The following is a 17,696-nucleotide window of genomic DNA, read 5'->3' on the forward strand; positions in this document are numbered from 1 at the left end:
CCTGCAACGAGAAAGAACACCATGTTCCGTACCCGTGTCACCGCCCTGGTCGCTGCTGCCGCCACCGCCCTGCTGCTGGCCGCCTGCGGCACCACCGAGAACACCGCCGAGCCCGCACCCTCCGCCTCCGCCGCCGGTGGACCGGTCACCGTGACCGACAGCCGTGGCAAGGAGATCAAGCTCGACAGCCCCGCCACCAAGGTCGTCGGCCTGGAGTGGGGTGAGGTCGAGATGCTGGTCAGCCTCGGCGTCATGCCGGTCGGTGTCGCCGACCCCAAGGGCTACGCCACCTGGGTCACCGCCGCCAAGCTCGACCCCGCCGTCAAGGACGTCGGCACCCGCGGCGAACCCAGCGTCGACTCGATCGTCGCGCTCGCCCCCGACCTGGTGGTCGTCTCCGACGGTCGCGGCGCCACCCTGCTGGACCAGCTCGAGAAGTACGTACCGGTGCTGGTGACCAAGAGCAGTGACGCCACCGACAACGTGGGCCGGATGCGCGCCGACCTCAACATGATCGCCAAAGCGGTCGGCAAGACCGCCGAGGCGGAGAAGCTGCTCGCCGACTTCGACGCCGCCCTGGCCGACGGCAAGAAGAAGATCGCCGACGCCGGTGCCGCCGGCAAGCCGTTCGCCATCGCCGACGGCTGGAAGGAAGGCAGCACCGTCAGCATCCGGATGTTCGGCCAGGGCGCGTTCGTCTCCCAGCTCGGCATCCAGCTCGGCCTCACCAACGCCTGGAACGGCAAGGTCGACGAGGTGTGGGGCCTGGGGCAGACCGACGTCGAGGGCCTGACCGCACTCAAGAGCCCGGACCTGCACTTCTTCTACAACGCCTCGGACGGCACCGACGTCTTCGCCGACGGTCTCGCCGACAACGCGATCTGGAAGTCGCTGCCCTTCGTCAAGCAGGGCAACCTGCACCGGATGCCGGACGGCATCTGGACCTTCGGCGGGCCGCTCTCCGCCAAGCAGTACATCGACCAGTTCGTCAACACCTACGCGGTGTGACCGAGCTGTCCGCGCCTCCGCGTTCGGAGCCGGCCCTCGGGCCGGCTCCGGCCGGACGCCTGTCCGGTACCCGCGTCGTCGGGGCCTTCATCGCAGCCACCGCGCTGGCGCTCGTGGTCGCCGTCGTGCACCTCACCCAGGGCACCTCCGCCGTGGGCGCGCTCGACCTGCTGCGGCTGCTCACCGGCGGCGACGACGAAACCGTACGGGTGCTCGTCGCCTCTCGGATGCCCCGGTTGCTCGCCGGGCTGGCCATCGGCGTCGCGCTCGGCTTCGCCGGTGCGGCCCTGCAGTCCATCGCCCGCAACCCGCTCGCCTCGCCGGACACCCTCGCCGTCAACGCCGGTGCCCACCTGGCCATCGTCTCGTTCGCCGCGTTCGGCATCGCGTTGCCCGCGTTGCCCGCCGGCGGGCTCGCCTTCTGTGGCGGTCTCGCGGCGGCGGGACTGGTGATGGCGATGTCCTCCGGCGGGCAGGCCGGCACCACCCGGCTGATCCTCGCCGGCTCGGCCACCGCACTGGCGCTCAGCTCGGTGACCATGCTGCTGCTCCTGCTCTTCGAACAGGCCACCATCGGCCTGTTCGCCTGGGGCAACGGCTCGCTGGTGCAGAGCGACCTGAACGCGCTCACCCAGCTCGCCCCGGTCATCGGCCTGGCCATCGTGGCACTGATGCTGCTCGGCCACCGCCTCGACATCCTCGCCCTCGGCGACGACACCGCCACCGTGCTCGGTCTCGACGTGCGGCGTACCCGGCTGATCGTCACGGTGCTGGCCGTTCTGCTCTCCGCCGCGGCGGTCACCCTCACCGGGCCGGTCGGATTCGTCGGCCTCTGCGCGCCGGTGATCGTCCGGCTGCTCGGGCCACTGGTGCCCGGCGTACACCGCCATCGGGTGCTGCTGCCGCTCTCCGGCATCGCCGGAATGATCATCGTGCTCGGCTCCGACGTGCTGCTTCGGGCCGCGATGGGTGCCCAGGCCGGTGTCGACATTCCCACCGGCGTGGTAACCACCCTGCTCGGCGCGGCCATCCTGATCTGGCTGGCCCGACGGCACCGCGACGCCGGCCCCACCCGCCGACCGCCGGGCGGTCACGCCGCCGTCCGCTCGGCCGGCTTCCACCGCACCGTCGTCATCGTGGTGGCCACGGTCGCCGGCGTCGCGGTGGTGGTCGGCATGCTGGCCGGGGACACCTGGGTGCTCCTCGGTGACCTGGTCAACTGGGTCAACGGCAACACCGGTCCGGCGTACACCTTCGTGCTGGACCAGCGGTGGCCACGCGTCGCCGCCGCGCTGCTGGCCGGCGCGGCGCTCGCGGTGGCCGGCACCACCGTGCAGGCGGTCTGCCGCAACCCCCTTGCCGAACCCGGCATCCTCGGCATCACCGCCGGTGCCGGACTGGGCGCGGTGTCGCTGATCACCTTCGTGCCGCTGGCCAGCGTCTGGGCCGTCTCCGGGGTGGCCGGGCTCGGCGCGATGCTCGCCTTCGCCCTGGTCTACGGCGTGGCCTGGCGAGGCGGGCTCAGCTCCGACCGGCTGGTGCTGATCGGGTTCGGGGCGTGGCAGGGCGGCATGGCACTGATCACCTTCCTGATCGTCGCCCACGACCCGTGGAACACCGGCAAGGCGTTGACCTGGATGTCCGGCTCCACCTACGGACGCACCGCCACCCAGGTGCTGCCGGTGGCGATCGCGCTGCTGGTCCTCACCCCGGCCGTGCTCGCCGCCCGCCGCGAGCTGGACCTGATGGCGTTGGACGACGACACCCCCCGGGTGCTCGGAGTCCGGCTGGAACGCACCCGACTGGTCGCGCTCGGCGCGGCAGCGCTGCTCACCTCCACCGCGGTCTCCGCCGTCGGCGTGATCGGGTTCGTCGGTCTGGTCGCCCCGCACGCCGCCCGCGCGCTGGTCGGCGGCCGGCACGCCCGGGTGCTTCCGGTCGCCGCACTGCTGGGCGCGGCCCTGGTCAGCGTCGCCGACACCCTCGGGCGCACCGTGATCGCCCCGGCGCAGATCCCCGCCGGTCTGGTCACCGCCCTGATCGGCACCCCGTACTTCGTCTGGCTGCTGTGGCGCTCGCGTGCCTCAGCCCCTCAGTCCCGGTAACCGGTCCGCGTGGCCCGCACCCTGGAAGGCAGCATGACCAACACCCTGCCCGTCGCACCGTGGCGGTTGTTCTCCGTCGAGATCCGCGCGGTACGCCGGCTCAGCCCCTCCTTCGTCCGGGTCACCTTCACCGGCCCGGACCTGGACCGCTTCGCCGACAACGGCTACGACCAGCGGATCAAGCTGGCCCTGCCGCTGCCCGGGCAGCGGGCGGTCTACCTGCCGCAGGGCCCCGACTGGTACGCGCAGTGGCGGGCGCTGCCGGAGCACCGGCGCAACCCGATCCGCACCTACACCGCCCGAGCGGTCCGGCCGCACCTGCACGAACTCGACGTCGACCTGGTGCTGCACGGCGACGGTGGCCCGGCGAGCCGGTGGGCCCAGCAGGTCCGCCCCGGCGACGAGATCGCCATCGCCGGCCCGGACGCCGGCTACGAGGGCGACCACGGTGGACGGGAGTTCCGGCCGCCGTCGACCGGGTGCCTGCTGCTGGCCGGGGACGAGACGGCGGTCCCGGCGATCAGCGGCATCTGCGAGCGGCTGCCGCTGGACGCCTGCGGCCGGGTGCTGCTGGAGGTTCCCGATCCGGCGGACGTGCTGCCGCTGGTCGCGCCCCCCGGTGTCGAGGTCACCTGGCTGCCCCGCAACGGCGGTCAGTACGGTGACCGCCTGATCGGCGCCGTCGCCGACGCGGCCCGGGACCTGCTCGCCGCGTCAGGCGGTGGCCAACACCAGCAGCCCACCCCACAGCCGCACGTGCCCGTGACCGGTGACGGGATGGCCGACGGTGCGCCGGTCGACGACGTGGACGTGGACACCACGATCCTCTGGGAGGTCCCCGACGTACCGCCGTCGGCCCCGCTCTACGCCTGGCTGGCCGGGGAGGCGGCCGTCATCCGGACCCTGCGCCGCCACCTGGTCTCCGACTGCGCCCTCGACCGCCGCGCCGTCGCCTTCATGGGCTACTGGCGCCAAGGCCGCCCCGACCCCACCTCCTAACTCCCACCCCTCCCTCCCCACGCGCCCCTTCCTCCCCCGTCGATCTTGCACTTTGTGTCCCCGCGAATCGGTCCTAAGTAGGGCAGATGCGCGACCAGAAGTGCAAGATCGACGGGGAGGAAAGAGGGGTGTGGGTGGGGTTAGGGGAGGGGGTGGGAGATGTTGTGGGCGTGGTCGGTCAGGGCGGCTGAGGTGATGGTGGCCTCCAGGGGGAGGACTTCCAGGCAGCGGCGGATGGCGGCGGCCATCAGGGTGTTCGGCACGCGCATCGACAGGGTGCAGTGCGGGATCCAGCGGCCCGGGTGGTAGTGCTCGTGCAGGGTGATGCCGGCGGCGGCGAGTCGGTCGTAGACCCGTCGGTGGTGTGCCAGCAGTTCCGCCGTGGGGGCCGGGCCCAGCCAGAGCACCCGGCCGACGAACTGCCCGGCGTGCTGGAACGACAGTCGCAGCGGTGCGGCCACCGTGAAACCGGCCAACGCCGCCGCCACCTGCTCGGGGTCGAACCGGGGCGCGACCGCGAGCGAGACGTGCGGGCGGTGCCGTTGCTCCAACAGCGACCGCAGGCTCTGCACCCCCTCGGCCTCCAGGGCGTCCCAGAGCACCCGGATCCGGCGGGTGGCGACCGGGTCCAGGTAGAGCTCCAGCGCGGCGACCACATGATCATCCTAGAGGGCGCGGGAACCGGCGGTCAGGGCACGATCACGGCGCGGCCTTCGAGGGTGCCGTCCTGCATCTTCCGGTACGCGCTCATCGCGTCGTCCAGGGAGAACGTGGTGGTCTTCGGCCGAAGCAGCCCACGTGCGCCCAGGTCCAGCACCTCGATCAGCTCCGGTCGGCTGCCCCAGTAGGTGGTCTGGATGCTGACCTCGTACGGCACGGAGAAGAAGCTCACCGGCAGCGACCCGCCGCCGATGCCGACGATGGTCAGGTCACCCACGGTACGCGCGGCGGCAGCGCCCATCTTCATGGTGGCGTCCGCGCCGACGAAGTCCAGCACGACGTCCGCGCCCCGCCCGCCGGTGGCCGAGCGGATCTCCTCGACGGTCCGCTCACCCGAGCGCAGCGTCTGGTCGGCGCCGCACTCCTCGGCCAGTTGCAACGCCTCGTCGCGGGTGTCCACGGCGATGATCCGGGTAGCGGTGGTGGCCTTGAGGATCTGCACCCCGATATGACCGAGCCCACCCACACCGATCACCACGGCCGTGCTGCCGGGCGGCAGCTTCGCCCAGGAGCGGCGGATCGCGTGGTACGGGGTCAGACCCGCGTCGGTCAGCGGCGCCGCGAGCACCGGGTCCAGCCCCTCGGGCAGCGGCACCACCAGCCGGGCGGCCGGCACCAGCTCGTACTCGGCCATCCCGCCGTCCAGGCCGAGACCGCCGCCGCCACCGGGGATGGGTGCGGCGGCCGGGTTCTCGCAGTAGTTCTCGGCGCCGACCCGGCAACGGGCGCAGACGCCGCAGCCCCAGGGGCCGTAGACGGCGACCGGTTGGCCGATCTCCAGTCCGGTCACACCGGCGCCGAGGGCGTGCACCCAGCCGGCGTTTTCGTGACCGAGCGTGAACGGCGGATTCCAGGGCAGGGAACCGGCTTCGAAGTCGTGCATCAGGTGCAGGTCGGAGTGGCATGCGCCGGCGCCGCCGATCTTCACCACCACCTCACCCGGGCCGGGTGTCGGCTCGTCGACCTCGACCAGTTCCGGGTCGCTCTTCCATGCAGGCAGCCGTAGCGCACGCATCCTTGCCTCCTGTCGTCCGCTGTCGCCAACCAGTGGGCTCCCCGGTGGACGCCGGCCCAAACCTCCCGGTGTCAGAGGCCGACGCCGCCAGCGGTTGCCGATCCCGGTGGGTGGCGGTGCACTTAATTACATGACTGTCATCAAGGTGGGCACGTCCTCGTGGGCCGACCGGACGCTGTTGCGTTCCGGCTGGTATCCGCGCGAGGCGAACACCCCGGCCGGCCGGCTGAGCTACTACGCGGGCCGGTTCGCTCTGGTCGAGGTGGACACGTCGTACTACGCCGTGCCCGCACCGGAGACGACCCAGGGCTGGGTGGACGCCACCGGAGACGACTTCACCTTCAATGTCAAGGCGTACCGCCTCTTCACCGGCCACCCGACCCCGGTAGCCACCCTCCCCGCCGACCTGCGCCCGGTCGGCGGGCCGGCTCAGATCCGTCGGCGTGACCTGCCGCCGACGGCGTACGACGAGTTGTGGCGGCGGTTCCGTGCGGCGCTGGACCCGATCGCGGCGGCCGACCGGCTCGGCGCGGTGCTGTTGCAGTTCCCGCCGTGGCTGGCCCGCGGCGACGCGGCCCGGCGGCGGATCGCGGAACTGGCCGACCGTTGCCGGCCGTGGCGGGTCGCCGTCGAGCTACGGCACGGGTCCTGGTTCGACGGTCGGGCGGCGCTGGAGACGCTGGCCTTCCTCCGCGACCGCGGGCTCACGTTCTGCTGCGTGGACATGCCGCAGGGCCACCGCGAGTCGGTGCCACCGATCCTGCACGCCACCGCCGAGCTGGCGATGGTGCGGATGCACGGGCACAGCACCGCCTGGGACAGCGGAGACAAGGAAGAGCGCTTCCGGTACGCCTACGGCGACCGGGAACTGCGCATCTGGTCGGACCTGCTGACCGAGCTCGCCGAGCAGGCCGACGAGCTGCACGTGCTGTTCAACAACTGCTGTGCCGGGCAGGCCCAGCGCGACGCCGAACGGCTCACCGAGCTGCTCGCCGCCCGGCGGGTACCCGCCGGACGGTCGGCGCGCCGCTGAGCGGGCCGCCCCCGAGGCCGTCTTCAGCCCCGCGGGCTCGTCCCGAGGCCGCGCTCAGCCCGTCCCCGAGGCCGCGCTCAGCTGCGCCGGGAGATCCCTTCCGGCCGCATGCCGGTCGCCTCCTCCAGCGCGTTGTCCGGCAGATCCTCCCCGGCCACCTCCTCCGGGAACGAGCGGCGCGGCGGCGCCGGATCCGGCGGCGCGCCCGGACCGGCCGCCGGCGTCCGGGTCGGCTCCACCGACCCGAATCCGTGCCGGCCGGCGGGCGGATGCTCCCGAGGGGTCTCACCCGCCCGCCGCTCACCACGCCGACCCTCCGCCACGGCGGTCGGCTCACTGCCCTCGTCCATCGGTGAGTCCTCGCCGACACCCCACGGCGGGTCGGCGTCGAAGCCGTCCGTGGTCCCCCAGGGCTCGACGCCCTCGGGGCCCCGGTCCTGCCTGTTCCTGTCCGTCATGGCCACCTCGCTGATCGGGGCCGGTTTTGCCGGCCGGCGGTCGGATGCTGCTGTCGGCCTCAGCGGCCGACATAGCCCTGCGCCGCCGGACCGCCCGCGTCGCCGCCGTTCAGTGACCGTTGCGGCTCATCGCCTTCGACATCTGCATCAGGCCGCCGCCCTTGGCCATCGTCTTCGGCGTGTGCATCAGCCCGTTGGCCCGGCCGAGCATGCCGCGCAGCACCTGCCCGGGCTTCTGCTGCTCACCCATGTACGCGGTGACCACGATCAGCGCGCCGGTGAGCGCCGGGATCGCCCACTGGAGCAGCTTGAGCTGCCGCTGACAGGCGGCCACGTTCTGCGGCGTCTGCTGGTTCGGCTCGGTGACGCCGGCCACGCTGGTGCCGCCGGCCCTGGACAGCCGATTGCCGAGCATCCGGCTGTACCCGGTCGCCGCGAGGGCGCCGACGGTCAGGGCCGTCTTCAGCGTGCTCGCCCGACCGACGCCGCGCTGGGCGGCCATCCGCGGGCTCTCGGTGACCAGTTCACCGACCGCGCCCGCGAGGTGGGCGCCGATGGCGGCGGCGTTGACCGGCGTCCACTTGGACCAGCCGGCCGAAGCCACCGGAATTCGTTGGGTCGAGTCGCCGACCCGGGCCGCGGCGCCGTTGACGCCGAACGCCCCCATCAGGGAGCCGCCGAACCAGGCCGCCAGGCCCAGGTCGTGCATGGATCGCAGGGTGGTGTGCGTGTCCGACATGATGTGTCCCCCTCAGCCGTTTCGAGCGCTGCGGCTTACCCCCGATGCGGGGCACTAATCGTGGGGTCGGGGACGGCTTGGGTCAGCGTGCGGGGAGGGTGGCGGCGAACGCGGCGACCCGCGCGGCCAGCGGCTCGGCGGCGTGCCGTACCCAGGTGAAGTGGTCCAGCGCGACGCCGTCCGGGCCACCGTGCCGCTCGCGTACGACGGGAGCCGCGGCGAGCTTGGCGCAGAGCCGGTCCAGCGTCGGATGGGGGGTGTACTGGTCGTCGTCGACGCTGACCGCCAGCACCGGGGTGCGGATCTGCCGCACCGCCGCCTCGGTGTCGACGCCGTCCAGGTGCGGGAAGCGGCCGGTCCGCGCGGTGTGCGCCCAGTCGCGGATCACCCCGCGCGCCTGCCGGCCACCGAATCCCCAGCCGGGCCAGACCCCGAGCAGCCGGGTCGTGGCGGCGATGCCCTGGGTGTACGGCAACACGCCGTACCGCCGTGGGCCGGTGAAGTCCCGCCAGTACGGGATGCCGACGGCCACCAGCACCAACCCGTCGACCTCCTGCTCGCCGTGCAGGGCCAGGTGCAGCACGGCGGCCTGCCCACCGAGGGAGTGCCCGAGCAGCAGGGTGGGCCGACCGTCGAAGCGGGCCTTGAGCGCTGTGCGTACCGCACCGATGTCGGCGGCCAGTTCGGTGTAGCCGTACCGGCAGGCCCGGCTCGGTCGGGGGGTGCTCTCGCCGGTGCCGCGCAGGTCGGCCACGACCACGGCCAGCCCGGCGGCGCGCAGGGCGGTGGCGAACGGCCGGTAGTACCGCGCCCGCACCCCCATGGCCGGCGCGACCAGCACCACCGGTGCTCCTGCCGGGCCGACCGGCTCCGGGTAGACCTGGATGCCGAGGCGGGCGCCGTCGACCTGGACGAAATCCTGCACGTATTCCACAGTCGCGCTCACCCGTACAGGTTACCCGCGAGTAGGGTGCGGTGGGGGCGGCCCCCGGCGGGGTCGCTCGACCCGCCGGGGGCGGCGCACTAGCCGCGGAGCATGCCCGGACCGAACACCTCGTAGGCGATCCGCTCCACCGGTACGCCCCGGCGCAACAGTCCACCCCGGACGATGTTCATGAACGGCAGTGGCCCGCAGAGGTGCACGTGGGCGTCGGGGGAGAGCGGGATCGACTCGGGGTCCACCCGGCCGCCGGTCACCTCGACGGCTACCCCGGGCAGTGCGACGTCGCTGGTGTCCTCGTACCACAGCCTGGTGCGCAGGTTCGGCAGCGCGGCGTGCAGGCGCGGCAGATCGCCGCGCAGCGCGTGGGCGGCGCCGGCCCGGTCGGCGTGCACCAGCACCACCGGGCGCTGCGGCGCGGTGACCGCCAGATGTTCCAGCGCGGCCATCGCCGGGGTCAGCCCGATACCGGCGCTGACCAGCAGCAGCGGGCCGTCGCCCGCGACGGCGTTGACCTCGCCGAAGGGTGGGCTGAGCCGCAGCGTCGTACCGACCGTCACGTGTTCGTGCAGGAAGGTCGAGACCTGGCCGTCCGGTGCGCCGTCGATCCCGCGCAGCCGCTTGACGGCGATCCGCCAGTGCGCGGCACCCGGGCGTCCGGCGAGGCTGTACTGGCGGATCTGCCGGCCGCGGCCGCCGCCGAGGTCGACCGCGACCGAGGTGTACTGGCCCGGCACGAAGGTGGGCACCTCGCCGGAGTCGTCGGGCGTCACGGTGAACGAGACCACGTCGGGGGTCTCCTGCCGGCGCGCCGTCACCCGCCACGGGCGCCACACCGGCTCGCCCTCGGTCAGCCCGGCGGCGGCGTAGAGCCGGGCCTCCCGGGCGACCAGTTCGACGGCGAGCAGCCAGTAGACCTCGTCCCAGGCGAGGGCGACGGACGGGGTGACCGCCTCGCCGAGCACCTCGCCGACGGCGGCGAGCAGGTGCCGGCCCACGACGGTGTACTGGGCCGGAGTGATCCCCAGGGAGGCGTGCTTGTGTGCGATGCGGTCCAGCACCGGACCCCACGGCGTGGCGCCCGCGCCGATGAGGTGCTCGGCGTACGCGACCACGGCGGCGGCCAGGGCCGCCTGTTGGCTGCCGCTGGCCTGGTTGCCCCGGTTGAACAGGTCGAGCAGCTCGGGATGCGCGGCGAACATCCGCTGGTAGAACCGGCGTGTGATGGCTTCGCCGTGCGCCCGTACGGCGGGCAGGGTCGCCGTAACCACCTCTGCTGAGGACTGGGTGAGCACGATGTTCTCCTTCGGGACGAACCTTACGGACGCGCCCACAAAAACAGGTATTGCAGGTACCTCTTTAGGGTCGAAGGTCCCGGATCACCGGTCGCGCGGATCACACCGGCGGCCGGTGCGGCCCGGGGCCACCGTAAGGTCGAAAGGTGAAGCTCAACCGGTCTACCGACATGGCGATGCGGATCGCCATGCTGACCGCCACCTCCGGCCGCAGGACCACTGTGGACGAGTTGGCGCAGCGACTGGCGCTGCCCCGCAACCACGTGGCCAAGGTGGTGCAGCGGTTGCAGCACCTCGGCGTGCTGGTGACCATCCGCGGCCGTTCCGGCGGGGTGGCGTTCGCCGCGGACGGCGCGACCTACACCGTCGGGCAGGTGGTCCGGGCGTTCGAGGGCGACGGTGAGGTGGTCGACTGCGAGGCACCGGCCTGCCCGCTGCGGGCGGCCTGCCGGTTGCGGATCGAGCTGCGCCGGGCGCAGGAGGCGTTCCTCGCCGTGCTCGACCGGGTCAGCCTGGCGGATCTCGTCGACTCACCGACCGGCCCGGTGCTGCTCGCACTCGGTGCCCCGCCTGCGCCCTGAGCGGTGACGGCGACCGGCCCGCACCTCGGGATGCGGGCCGGTCCCGGATGGTCAGGAGACGCTGATCGTGCCGTTCGAGGCCCGTACGCAGGCCACTGAGCGGGCCGTGGTGGTGGCCGCTCCGGCCAGGCACTGGCCGAGCACCTGGTGCCCGGCGGCGTTCGGGTGCCACGACTCCTGGCAGGTCTGGAAGTAGGTCACGCAGGTGTTCGCGATCCGCTGGATGGCGATCTTGTCCTTGCCGGAGAGGCTGGTGACGAAGGTGCCGTTGGGCGGGTTGTCCATCAACCGGATCGGGGTGGCCAGCGTGCCGGTCGGGCTGTTCGAGGTCTCGCAGAGCCGGGCGCCGTCGAAGGCCCGCTGGACGTTGAGGTAGACCAGGTCGGCACCGGGGTACTCGGCGGCCAGGGTGTCCCGGGTGGAGCGCACGATGGTGCCGAGCCCCTGGGAGAAGCGGTGACCGGGGGCGAGGCTGGCCCGGTGGATCGGGCAGCCGGCGGCGTACCGCTCGGCACCGAGGGCGCGGAACTTGTCCCGGGTGTCGTCCCGGCTGTCCTCGGAGTGGTACGGCGAGGCCAGGTCCAGCGGCAGCGGGTTCGTGTAGTCCTGGAGCACCACCCGGTGCTGACCGTCGGCGTCCACCTCGCGCAGGGTGGTCAGGATCTGGCGTACCGCGGCGGTGGTCTCGGCGGTCGCGGCGCTGATCTGGGCGGCGGTGGCCAGGTCCGCGTCGGTGCAGGGCTTCTGCTCCACCGGGCCGTTGAGGTACGCCCAGAACTCCCACCAGCCGGTCCAGGCGTCGGCGATGAACCGGTTGGCGCACTTCTCGGCGACCCCGCCGAAGGTGAACGAGCTGTTGTTGGAGCCCAGCCCGATCAGCACCAGGTCGATGTCATGGGTGCGGGCGACGGCCCGGAGCTGGTCGAGTTGGGCGGCCACCTGACGGCCGCTGGTGCGCGCCGAGGAAGCGGCGGCGATGTCGTGCGGCTGGCCGCCGGAGCAGGCCAGGTTGAACCGGTCCTGGATGCCGGGCAGCGACGCCTTGTGCAACGAGGCGTTGGCCGACCGGTGGCAGAAGAAGGCGTTGCTGTTCGCCGCGGTCCAGCCCGGGAAGCTGCGCGCGACCCCGGTGGAGTCGACCACCGGCTGGTACGCCCCGGCACCCTCACCGCTGATGAAGCTGTCGCCGAGGGCGACCGCGGCGGTGGGCAGCGCCGCGGCCGCGGGAGCGGCGGTGGTCACGGCTGTGGAAAGGGTCGCCGCAGCGACGGCCAGAGCCATCGCGGCGGCGGTACGACGCAACCCGGACATGGCATCCCCATCCATTCATCGAAATATGAAAGATCCTCTTGTGCGTGATGGAATCACGCAGGTGTGACGTACGTCAACAACGGGAAACAGATGTGACATCTGGGTCAGGCGGGAGTTAAATCCCAGCCCACACCGGAGGCGGCGCCGGGCATAAGGCGCGACGCCGGGGCGTTGACCGCGGCAGGTACCACCAGCGGCGGCCTCCTGCGGCGCGCCGCGCGGGTGTCCGCATCACCTGTCGGGGCGTACGGCTACGCTCGCTGCGGCCGTCCCACGCTGGGCCAACCACCGACGGTGCGGGGCAGCGCATCGCCGAGACCGGGGAGTACGACGGAGTTGACCGCAGAGCCAGAGACCCTGTACGGGGCCGACGACCTCACGCACCTTGAGGGGCTGGACGCCGTCCGCAAACGGCCCGGCATGTACATCGGCTCCACCGACAGCCGTGGCGTGGGTCACCTCGTCAACGAGATCCTCGACAACTCCACCGACGAGGGCGTCGCCGGCCACGCCACCACCATCGAGGTCACCCTGCACGCCGACGGCTCGGTGCAGGTCGACGACGACGGTCGGGGCATCCCCACCGACGTGCACGCCCGCTCCGGCATCTCCGGCGTCGAACTGGTGCTCACCCGGCTGCACGCCGGCGGCAAGTTCGGCGGCTCCGGATACAAGACCTCCGGCGGCCTGCACGGCGTCGGCGCCTCGGCGGTCAACGCGCTGTCCCGCCGCTTCGACGTCACCGTGCGCCGCAGCGGCAAGGTGCACACCATGTCGTTCCGCCACGGCGTACCGGGCATCTTCGACGGCGACGGCCCGGACGCGCCGTTCACCCCCGGCCCCGGCCTGCAGGTCGTCGGCGCGATGAAGCGTGGCCAGCGCACCGGCACCTCGATCCGCTACTGGTACGACCCCCGCTACTTCGAGACCGGCGCCACCCTCGACCACGACGCCGTGCGCGCCAAGCTGCGCCACACCGCCTTCCTGGTGCCCGGGGTCAGCTACACCCTGCGCGACCTCACCGCCGAGGAACCGACCAAGGAGCAGTTCCACTACCCCAACGGGCTCACCGACATGGTGGAGTTCCTCGCCCCGGCCGGCGACCGGCCGGTCTCCGGCACCCTGCTGGTCACCGGCGAGGGCACCTACCGGGAGAACGCCGCCGACGCCAACGGCGTCATGCAGTCCAACGTGCAGCGGCGCGCCGAGATCGAGGTGGCGTTCCGCTGGGGCACCGGCTACGAGCGCACCGTCGAGTGCTTCACCAACACCATCCGCAACGCGCACGGCGGCACCCACCGCAAGGGCTTCGAGCGGGCCCTGGCGCGTACCCTCGCCGACGCCGTACGCAACACCCGTGGCCTGCTCAAGGCCAAGGAGGACGCGCCCACCCTGGACGACGTGCTGGAGGGCATGACCGCGGTGGTGCACGTACGGGTGCCCGAGCCGCAGTTCACCTCCCAGACCAAGGACGAGCTCTCCACCGCCGGCGTCACCAAGGTGGTGCAGGGCCTGGTCGAGCAGCACCTCAAGTCCTGGCTGGACGATCGCAAGACCAAGACCGAGGCGCGTACGGTCCTGCAGAAGATCGTCGACGCCGCGCGGGTACGCCTGACCCAGAAGCAGCAGAAGGACGCCGCCCGCCGCAAGACCGCCCTCGAAGGCGCCGCCATGCCGGCCAAACTGGTCGACTGCCGCGCGACCGGTGTGGACCGTAGCGAGCTGTTCATCGTCGAGGGAGACAGCGCGCTCGGGTGCTTTACCGGTGACACCATGGTTGCCCTGGCCTCGGGCATCAGCCGCTCGTTCGCGGATCTTGCCGAGGACTGGCAGCGGGGCGTCACCCACTTCGGCTACACCACCAACAAGGCGGGTCGGGTGGTCGTCGCGCCACTGGTCGAGCCGCGCCTGACCAAGCGGGCCGCGCCGCTGGTGCGGGTGACCCTCGACAACGGCGAGTCGGTCAGATGCACCCCGGATCACCTCTTCCGCCTACGCGACGGCTCCTACCGGCGCGCCGACGCCCTCACGCCCGGCGATTCCCTCATGCCGCTCTACCGCAGCCTGTCCAGCAAGGCTGCTGGGCAGAAGCTACAGGGATACGAGCGGGTCTGGATGAATGACAAGGACGAGTGGGTCTACACCCACTACCTCGCCGACGCGTGGAATCTCAGGCACGGCCGGGACAGCGCTGCCAACGGCAACGTGCGGCACCACATCGACATCGACAAGCGCAACAACGACCCGCGCAACATTCAGCGCATGACCTGGGCCGACCACTCGGCCTTGCACGCCTCGATGATGGGCGAACATGTCCATGCCGGGTGGCGTGAGTGGTTCGCGAACGGTGGTCGTGAGTTCAAGTCGGCGATGCTGACGGCTCAGTGGCGGGACCCTGATTTCCGTGAAGCATGCCTGGCTCGGCTCTTCGCGCTCAACGAGTCACCCGCCTTCCGGGCAAAGTTCGAGCAGGGATTCCAGGATTGGTACGCCGCGCTCAGTGACGACCAACGGCGTGCCTACGCAGACCGGATGCGCCAGCGGCAGGCTGGTTACTGGTCGAATCCGGAGCACCGGGCGGCGGCTGCGGAGCGGGTCAGGCGGTACTTCGCCGACCCGGCCCGGCGTGAGCAGTGGCGGGAGCGGTCCGTGCGGCAGTGGCAGGACTCCGAGCTGCGTGCCTGGCGGTCGCAGAAGACGATCGAGCAGTTCTCGGACCCTGCGGAAAGGACCCGGCAGCGCAACGCGGTTTTGGCTTGGCACGCGGACAATCCGGAGTTCGGCGAGCATCACTCGCGCCGGATGCAGCAGCGGCTGACCGATCCGAACAACGACCATCTCGCCAAGGTGCAGGCCGGACGTGCCCGGTACGTAGCGACCGTGCCGCGTGGCGAGCGGGTGGGTCGCCAGCAGGACGGGCGTCGGCTTGCCGCGCTACGCCGACTCGCGCCGATGCTCGCCTTGGAAGACGGTGACCTCGCGGCGGCGTACGAGGCTGAGCGCCTGCGTTCGGCCCGTACCGGGCTGCGCTTCGATCGGCTCCTCAAGCTGTACGACGATGACTACGCCCGCCTTCGTGAGGCTGCTGCCCTGGTCAATCACCAGGTGGTGTCCGTCGAACCGCTCGATGAGACGGCGGACGTGTATGACCTGACAGTCGAGGGTTACCACAACTTCGCGTTGGAGGCGGGCGTCTTCGTGCACAACAGCGCTCGGGTCGCCCGTACCGCGGAATATCAGGCGCTTCTTCCGATTCGCGGCAAGATCCTCAACGTGCAGAAGGCCAACCTTCAGCAGGTGCTGGACAATGCCGAGTGCGCGGCGATCGTGCAGGTGCTCGGCGCGGGCTCCGGGCGCACCTTCGACCTGTCCGCCATGCGGTACGGCCGGGTGCTCATCATGGCCGACGCGGACGTCGACGGCGCGCATATCCGGACCCTGCTGATCACCCTGTTCGCCCGGTACATGCGGCCGCTGATCGAGGCGGGTCGGCTCTACGCCGCGATGCCGCCCCTGCACAAGATCACCACCAAGGGGCGTAACCCGGAGACCATCTTCACCTACACCCAGGCGGAGATGGAGGCGACGGTCCGCAAGCTGGAGCAGGCCGGCAAGCAGATCGTCACCCCGATCCCCCGGTTCAAGGGTCTGGGCGAGATGGACGCCGACGAGTTGTGGGAGACCACGATGAACCCGGCCACCCGCTCGGTGCGTCGGATCACCCTGGACGACGTCGACGCCGCCGAGCGCATCCTCGAACTGCTGATGGGGGAGAAGGTCGAGCCGCGCCGCAACTGGCTGATCGACTCCGCCGACCGCGTCGACCGCGACGCCATCGACGCCTGACCAACGGGTTCTTCGGAAGGAAAGCTGAACCATGGCACGCCGCAAGGAAACGAAGGTCGACCACTCCGCGTTCGACCGGGCCGGCGCGCGGGTCTTCGACAACCCGCTGGTCACCGAGGTCTCCGACTCCTACCTGGAGTACGCCTTCTCGGTCATCCACTCCCGCGCCCTGCCGGACGCCCGCGACGGCCTCAAGCCGGTGCACCGGCGCATCCTCTACGCCATGTACGAGTCGGGCTTCCGGCCCGACCGGGCGCACGTCAAGTCGGCCCGCGTGGTCGGTGACGTGATGGGCCGCTACCACCCGCACGGCGACACCGCGATCTACGACGCCATGGTTCGGATGGCGCAGGACTTCTCCCTCAACGTCCCACTCATCGACGGGCATGGAAATTTTGGGAGTCCAGACGATGGACCGGCTGCGGCGCGTTACTGCGTGACGGGCGATACTCGAATTCGCCTGGCGGACGGTTCGAGTCCTCGAATCGGCGAGCTGGTGGATCTCGCTCCCGATAGTGAGGCTGACGTCGATTTCGAGGTGCTCGACAAGGACGGCAAGGCCGTCCGGGCAAGCAAGGTTTTCAACTCGGGAGTCCATCCCACCATCCAGATCCGTACCGAAGCCGGGTTCTCACTCCGGGGCAGCGAGAATCACCTGGTCTTGTGCCTGGAAGCACCGCTCGGCGTGCCAGTGTTCCAATGGCGACGTCTCGACGAGGTGGCCCCCGACACGGTCGTCTGCATCGCGCGAAACGCCTGGTACCAGGTAACCCCTACGGCTCGGGAGTACATGCTGGGAGTACTCGGGGGTGCCTGGGTATCCGAAGGGTTCGCGAGTGAGTCGCGAGCGGGCTTCAACAATACGGATGAGCACTTCTTCGGCGAGGTTCTGCATGCATACGACCAAGTCGTAGGCGGGCAGCGCTACGTCAGCGAGCGGCATACCCGCCGCGACCGCAAACGCATCCAGGAGCTGGATGTACAGGAGTATGCCGGGGGGATGGCCGCGTTCCGTGCCAGCCCGCTAGCCGAACTCATCGGACATCAGGCGCGGGACAAGTTCGTTCCGCAGTTCGTCTGGACCGGAGGGTGGGGTGTGAAGCGTGCGTTCCTGACGGCGTTGTTTGAAGGAGACGGCGGCGTACGGGTAGCGAAGGACAGCTTCACCATTCAGTACACGAGCTTCAGTGAACGCCTTACTCGGGACGTCCAAGAGTTGTTGGCGGAGTTCGGCGTCATCGCGTGTTGGCGGCAATATACGCGTCCGAGTGGCTCGGTGGAGCATCGACTGGTCATTTCAGGGATGCGGAACATCGCGGCGTTCGCCAATCGAGTCGGGTTCCTCCGTACCAAGCAGGCTGTGCTGCACAGGGTGCTCAAGCGTTCACCGCTGCGCCCGCATCGACTCAGTAAAGACCACGCGCCCTTCGTGGCCGAGTACGTTCGTGGGGCGCTCGCCTTCGACAGGCGTGGTTCGGGCCGCAAGTGGCTGACTCGGCACAACTTCGACCGGGTAGAGCGTTGGGAGACTGAACGGCTTCGCATCGTCGATCGGATCAAGGATCCCGAGATCTTGGCGACGATCCTGCCTGTGATGGACTCGGGCTACCGATTCGAGCGGATCACCGAGGTGACCCCGTGCGAGC

12 protein-coding genes and 5 pseudogenes are annotated in these 17,696 nt (G+C 71.0%); 10 read left to right on the forward strand and 7 right to left on the reverse strand.

The window, feature by feature from the left end:
- Window positions 1-21: 21 nt before the first annotated feature.
- Genes EG812_RS18680 through EG812_RS18690 form a run of 3 tightly spaced genes read left to right on the forward strand, consistent with a single transcriptional unit; the run spans window position 22 to window position 4,112 of the window.
- Window positions 22-1,008 (forward strand): ABC transporter substrate-binding protein, encoded by a 987-nt coding sequence (locus tag EG812_RS18680; RefSeq protein ID WP_013732510.1) that lies wholly within the window; start codon window positions 22-24, stop codon window positions 1,006-1,008.
- Window positions 1,005-3,113: an iron ABC transporter permease gene (locus EG812_RS18685; protein ID WP_233579544.1), complete on the forward strand. Its 2,109-nt coding sequence runs from the start codon at window positions 1,005-1,007 to the stop codon at window positions 3,111-3,113. The genes EG812_RS18680 and EG812_RS18685 overlap by 4 nt, the downstream gene beginning before the upstream one ends.
- A 33-nt stretch (window positions 3,114-3,146) precedes the next feature.
- A complete protein-coding gene (locus EG812_RS18690; protein WP_126712359.1) occupies window positions 3,147-4,112 on the forward strand; it encodes a siderophore-interacting protein in 966 nt (321 codons plus the stop codon).
- Window positions 4,113-4,252: 140 nt separating this feature from the next.
- On the opposite strand, the gene EG812_RS18695 is transcribed toward EG812_RS18690, so the two are convergent.
- A complete protein-coding gene (locus EG812_RS18695) occupies window positions 4,253-4,768 on the reverse strand; it encodes a 2'-5' RNA ligase family protein (RefSeq protein WP_013732513.1) in 516 nt (171 codons plus the stop codon).
- Window positions 4,769-4,800: 32 nt separating this feature from the next.
- Window positions 4,801-5,847, reverse strand: coding sequence for an NAD(P)-dependent alcohol dehydrogenase (locus tag EG812_RS18700; protein ID WP_013732514.1), 1,047 nt, complete (start codon window positions 5,845-5,847; stop codon window positions 4,801-4,803).
- A gap of 130 nt (window positions 5,848-5,977) precedes the next feature.
- Here EG812_RS18700 and EG812_RS18705 point away from each other — a divergent pair, with 130 nt between their 5' ends.
- Window positions 5,978-6,880, forward strand: coding sequence for a DUF72 domain-containing protein (locus EG812_RS18705; RefSeq protein WP_013732515.1), 903 nt, complete (start codon window positions 5,978-5,980; stop codon window positions 6,878-6,880).
- A gap of 77 nt (window positions 6,881-6,957) precedes the next feature.
- Here the strand turns inward: EG812_RS18705 and EG812_RS18710 are convergent, their stop codons facing one another.
- The 4 genes from EG812_RS18710 to EG812_RS18725 form a co-directional block, all read right to left on the reverse strand.
- Window positions 6,958-7,338, reverse strand: a complete 381-nt coding sequence (locus tag EG812_RS18710) for a hypothetical protein (protein WP_126712303.1) — start codon at window positions 7,336-7,338, stop codon at window positions 6,958-6,960.
- Between the two features lie 109 nt (window positions 7,339-7,447).
- The gene (locus EG812_RS18715) at window positions 7,448-8,077 is read right to left on the reverse strand and encodes a hypothetical protein (RefSeq protein WP_013732517.1); all 630 of its coding nucleotides are present in this window, start codon (window positions 8,075-8,077) and stop codon (window positions 7,448-7,450) included.
- 82 nt (window positions 8,078-8,159) lie between these two features.
- Window positions 8,160-9,011, reverse strand: coding sequence for an alpha/beta hydrolase family protein (locus EG812_RS18720; RefSeq protein WP_013732518.1), 852 nt, complete (start codon window positions 9,009-9,011; stop codon window positions 8,160-8,162).
- A gap of 89 nt (window positions 9,012-9,100) precedes the next feature.
- Complete coding sequence (locus EG812_RS18725; RefSeq protein WP_126712304.1) at window positions 9,101-10,312, reverse strand: globin domain-containing protein; 1,212 nt, start codon at window positions 10,310-10,312, stop codon at window positions 9,101-9,103.
- A gap of 146 nt (window positions 10,313-10,458) precedes the next feature.
- Between EG812_RS18725 and EG812_RS18730 the strand changes: the two genes are divergently transcribed.
- The gene (locus EG812_RS18730; RefSeq protein WP_126712305.1) at window positions 10,459-10,893 is read left to right on the forward strand and encodes an RrF2 family transcriptional regulator; all 435 of its coding nucleotides are present in this window, start codon (window positions 10,459-10,461) and stop codon (window positions 10,891-10,893) included.
- Between the two features lie 51 nt (window positions 10,894-10,944).
- On the opposite strand, the gene EG812_RS18735 is transcribed toward EG812_RS18730, so the two are convergent.
- The gene (locus EG812_RS18735; protein WP_013732521.1) at window positions 10,945-12,204 is read right to left on the reverse strand and encodes an SGNH/GDSL hydrolase family protein; all 1,260 of its coding nucleotides are present in this window, start codon (window positions 12,202-12,204) and stop codon (window positions 10,945-10,947) included.
- 235 nt (window positions 12,205-12,439) lie between these two features.
- On the opposite strand from EG812_RS18735, the pseudogene EG812_RS30295 reads away from it, so the two are divergent.
- The 5 pseudogenes from EG812_RS30295 to EG812_RS30110 form a co-directional block, all read left to right on the forward strand.
- Window positions 12,440-13,959 (forward strand): annotated as a pseudogene (locus EG812_RS30295) (ATP-binding protein); the annotation flags it as partial.
- A pseudogene (locus EG812_RS30300) lies at window positions 13,933-15,405 on the forward strand (Hint domain-containing protein); the annotation flags it as partial. The pseudogenes EG812_RS30295 and EG812_RS30300, both read left to right, overlap by 27 nt.
- A 6-nt stretch (window positions 15,406-15,411) precedes the next feature.
- A pseudogene (locus EG812_RS30305) lies at window positions 15,412-16,050 on the forward strand (toprim domain-containing protein); the annotation flags it as partial.
- 31 nt (window positions 16,051-16,081) lie between these two features.
- Window positions 16,082-16,702: pseudogene (locus EG812_RS30310) on the forward strand (DNA gyrase subunit A); the annotation flags it as partial.
- A gap of 66 nt (window positions 16,703-16,768) precedes the next feature.
- Window positions 16,769-17,377, forward strand: a pseudogene (locus EG812_RS30110) (LAGLIDADG family homing endonuclease); the annotation flags it as partial.
- Between the last annotated feature and the right edge of the window lie 319 nt (window positions 17,378-17,696).

Source organism: Verrucosispora sp. FIM060022, assembly GCF_003977705.1.
In the GTDB taxonomy this organism is placed as follows: domain Bacteria; phylum Actinomycetota; class Actinomycetes; order Mycobacteriales; family Micromonosporaceae; genus Micromonospora; species Micromonospora gifhornensis.

Bases quoted from the DNA above. Each gene is read 5' to 3' on its own strand.
- EG812_RS18715 (WP_013732517.1), bottom strand. From the start codon at position 8,077: ATGTCGGACACGCACACCACCCTGCGATCCATGCACGACCTGGGCCTG.
- EG812_RS18735 (WP_013732521.1), bottom strand. From the start codon at position 12,204: ATGTCCGGGTTGCGTCGTACCGCCGCCGCGATGGCTCTGGCCGTCGCT.
- EG812_RS18705 (WP_013732515.1), top strand. From the start codon at position 5,978: ATGACTGTCATCAAGGTGGGCACGTCCTCGTGGGCCGACCGGACGCTG.
- EG812_RS18700 (WP_013732514.1), bottom strand. From the start codon at position 5,847: ATGCGTGCGCTACGGCTGCCTGCATGGAAGAGCGACCCGGAACTGGTC.
- EG812_RS18710 (WP_126712303.1), bottom strand. From the start codon at position 7,338: ATGACGGACAGGAACAGGCAGGACCGGGGCCCCGAGGGCGTCGAGCCC.
- EG812_RS18680 (WP_013732510.1), top strand. From the start codon at position 22: ATGTTCCGTACCCGTGTCACCGCCCTGGTCGCTGCTGCCGCCACCGCC.
- EG812_RS18690 (WP_126712359.1), top strand. From the start codon at position 3,147: ATGACCAACACCCTGCCCGTCGCACCGTGGCGGTTGTTCTCCGTCGAG.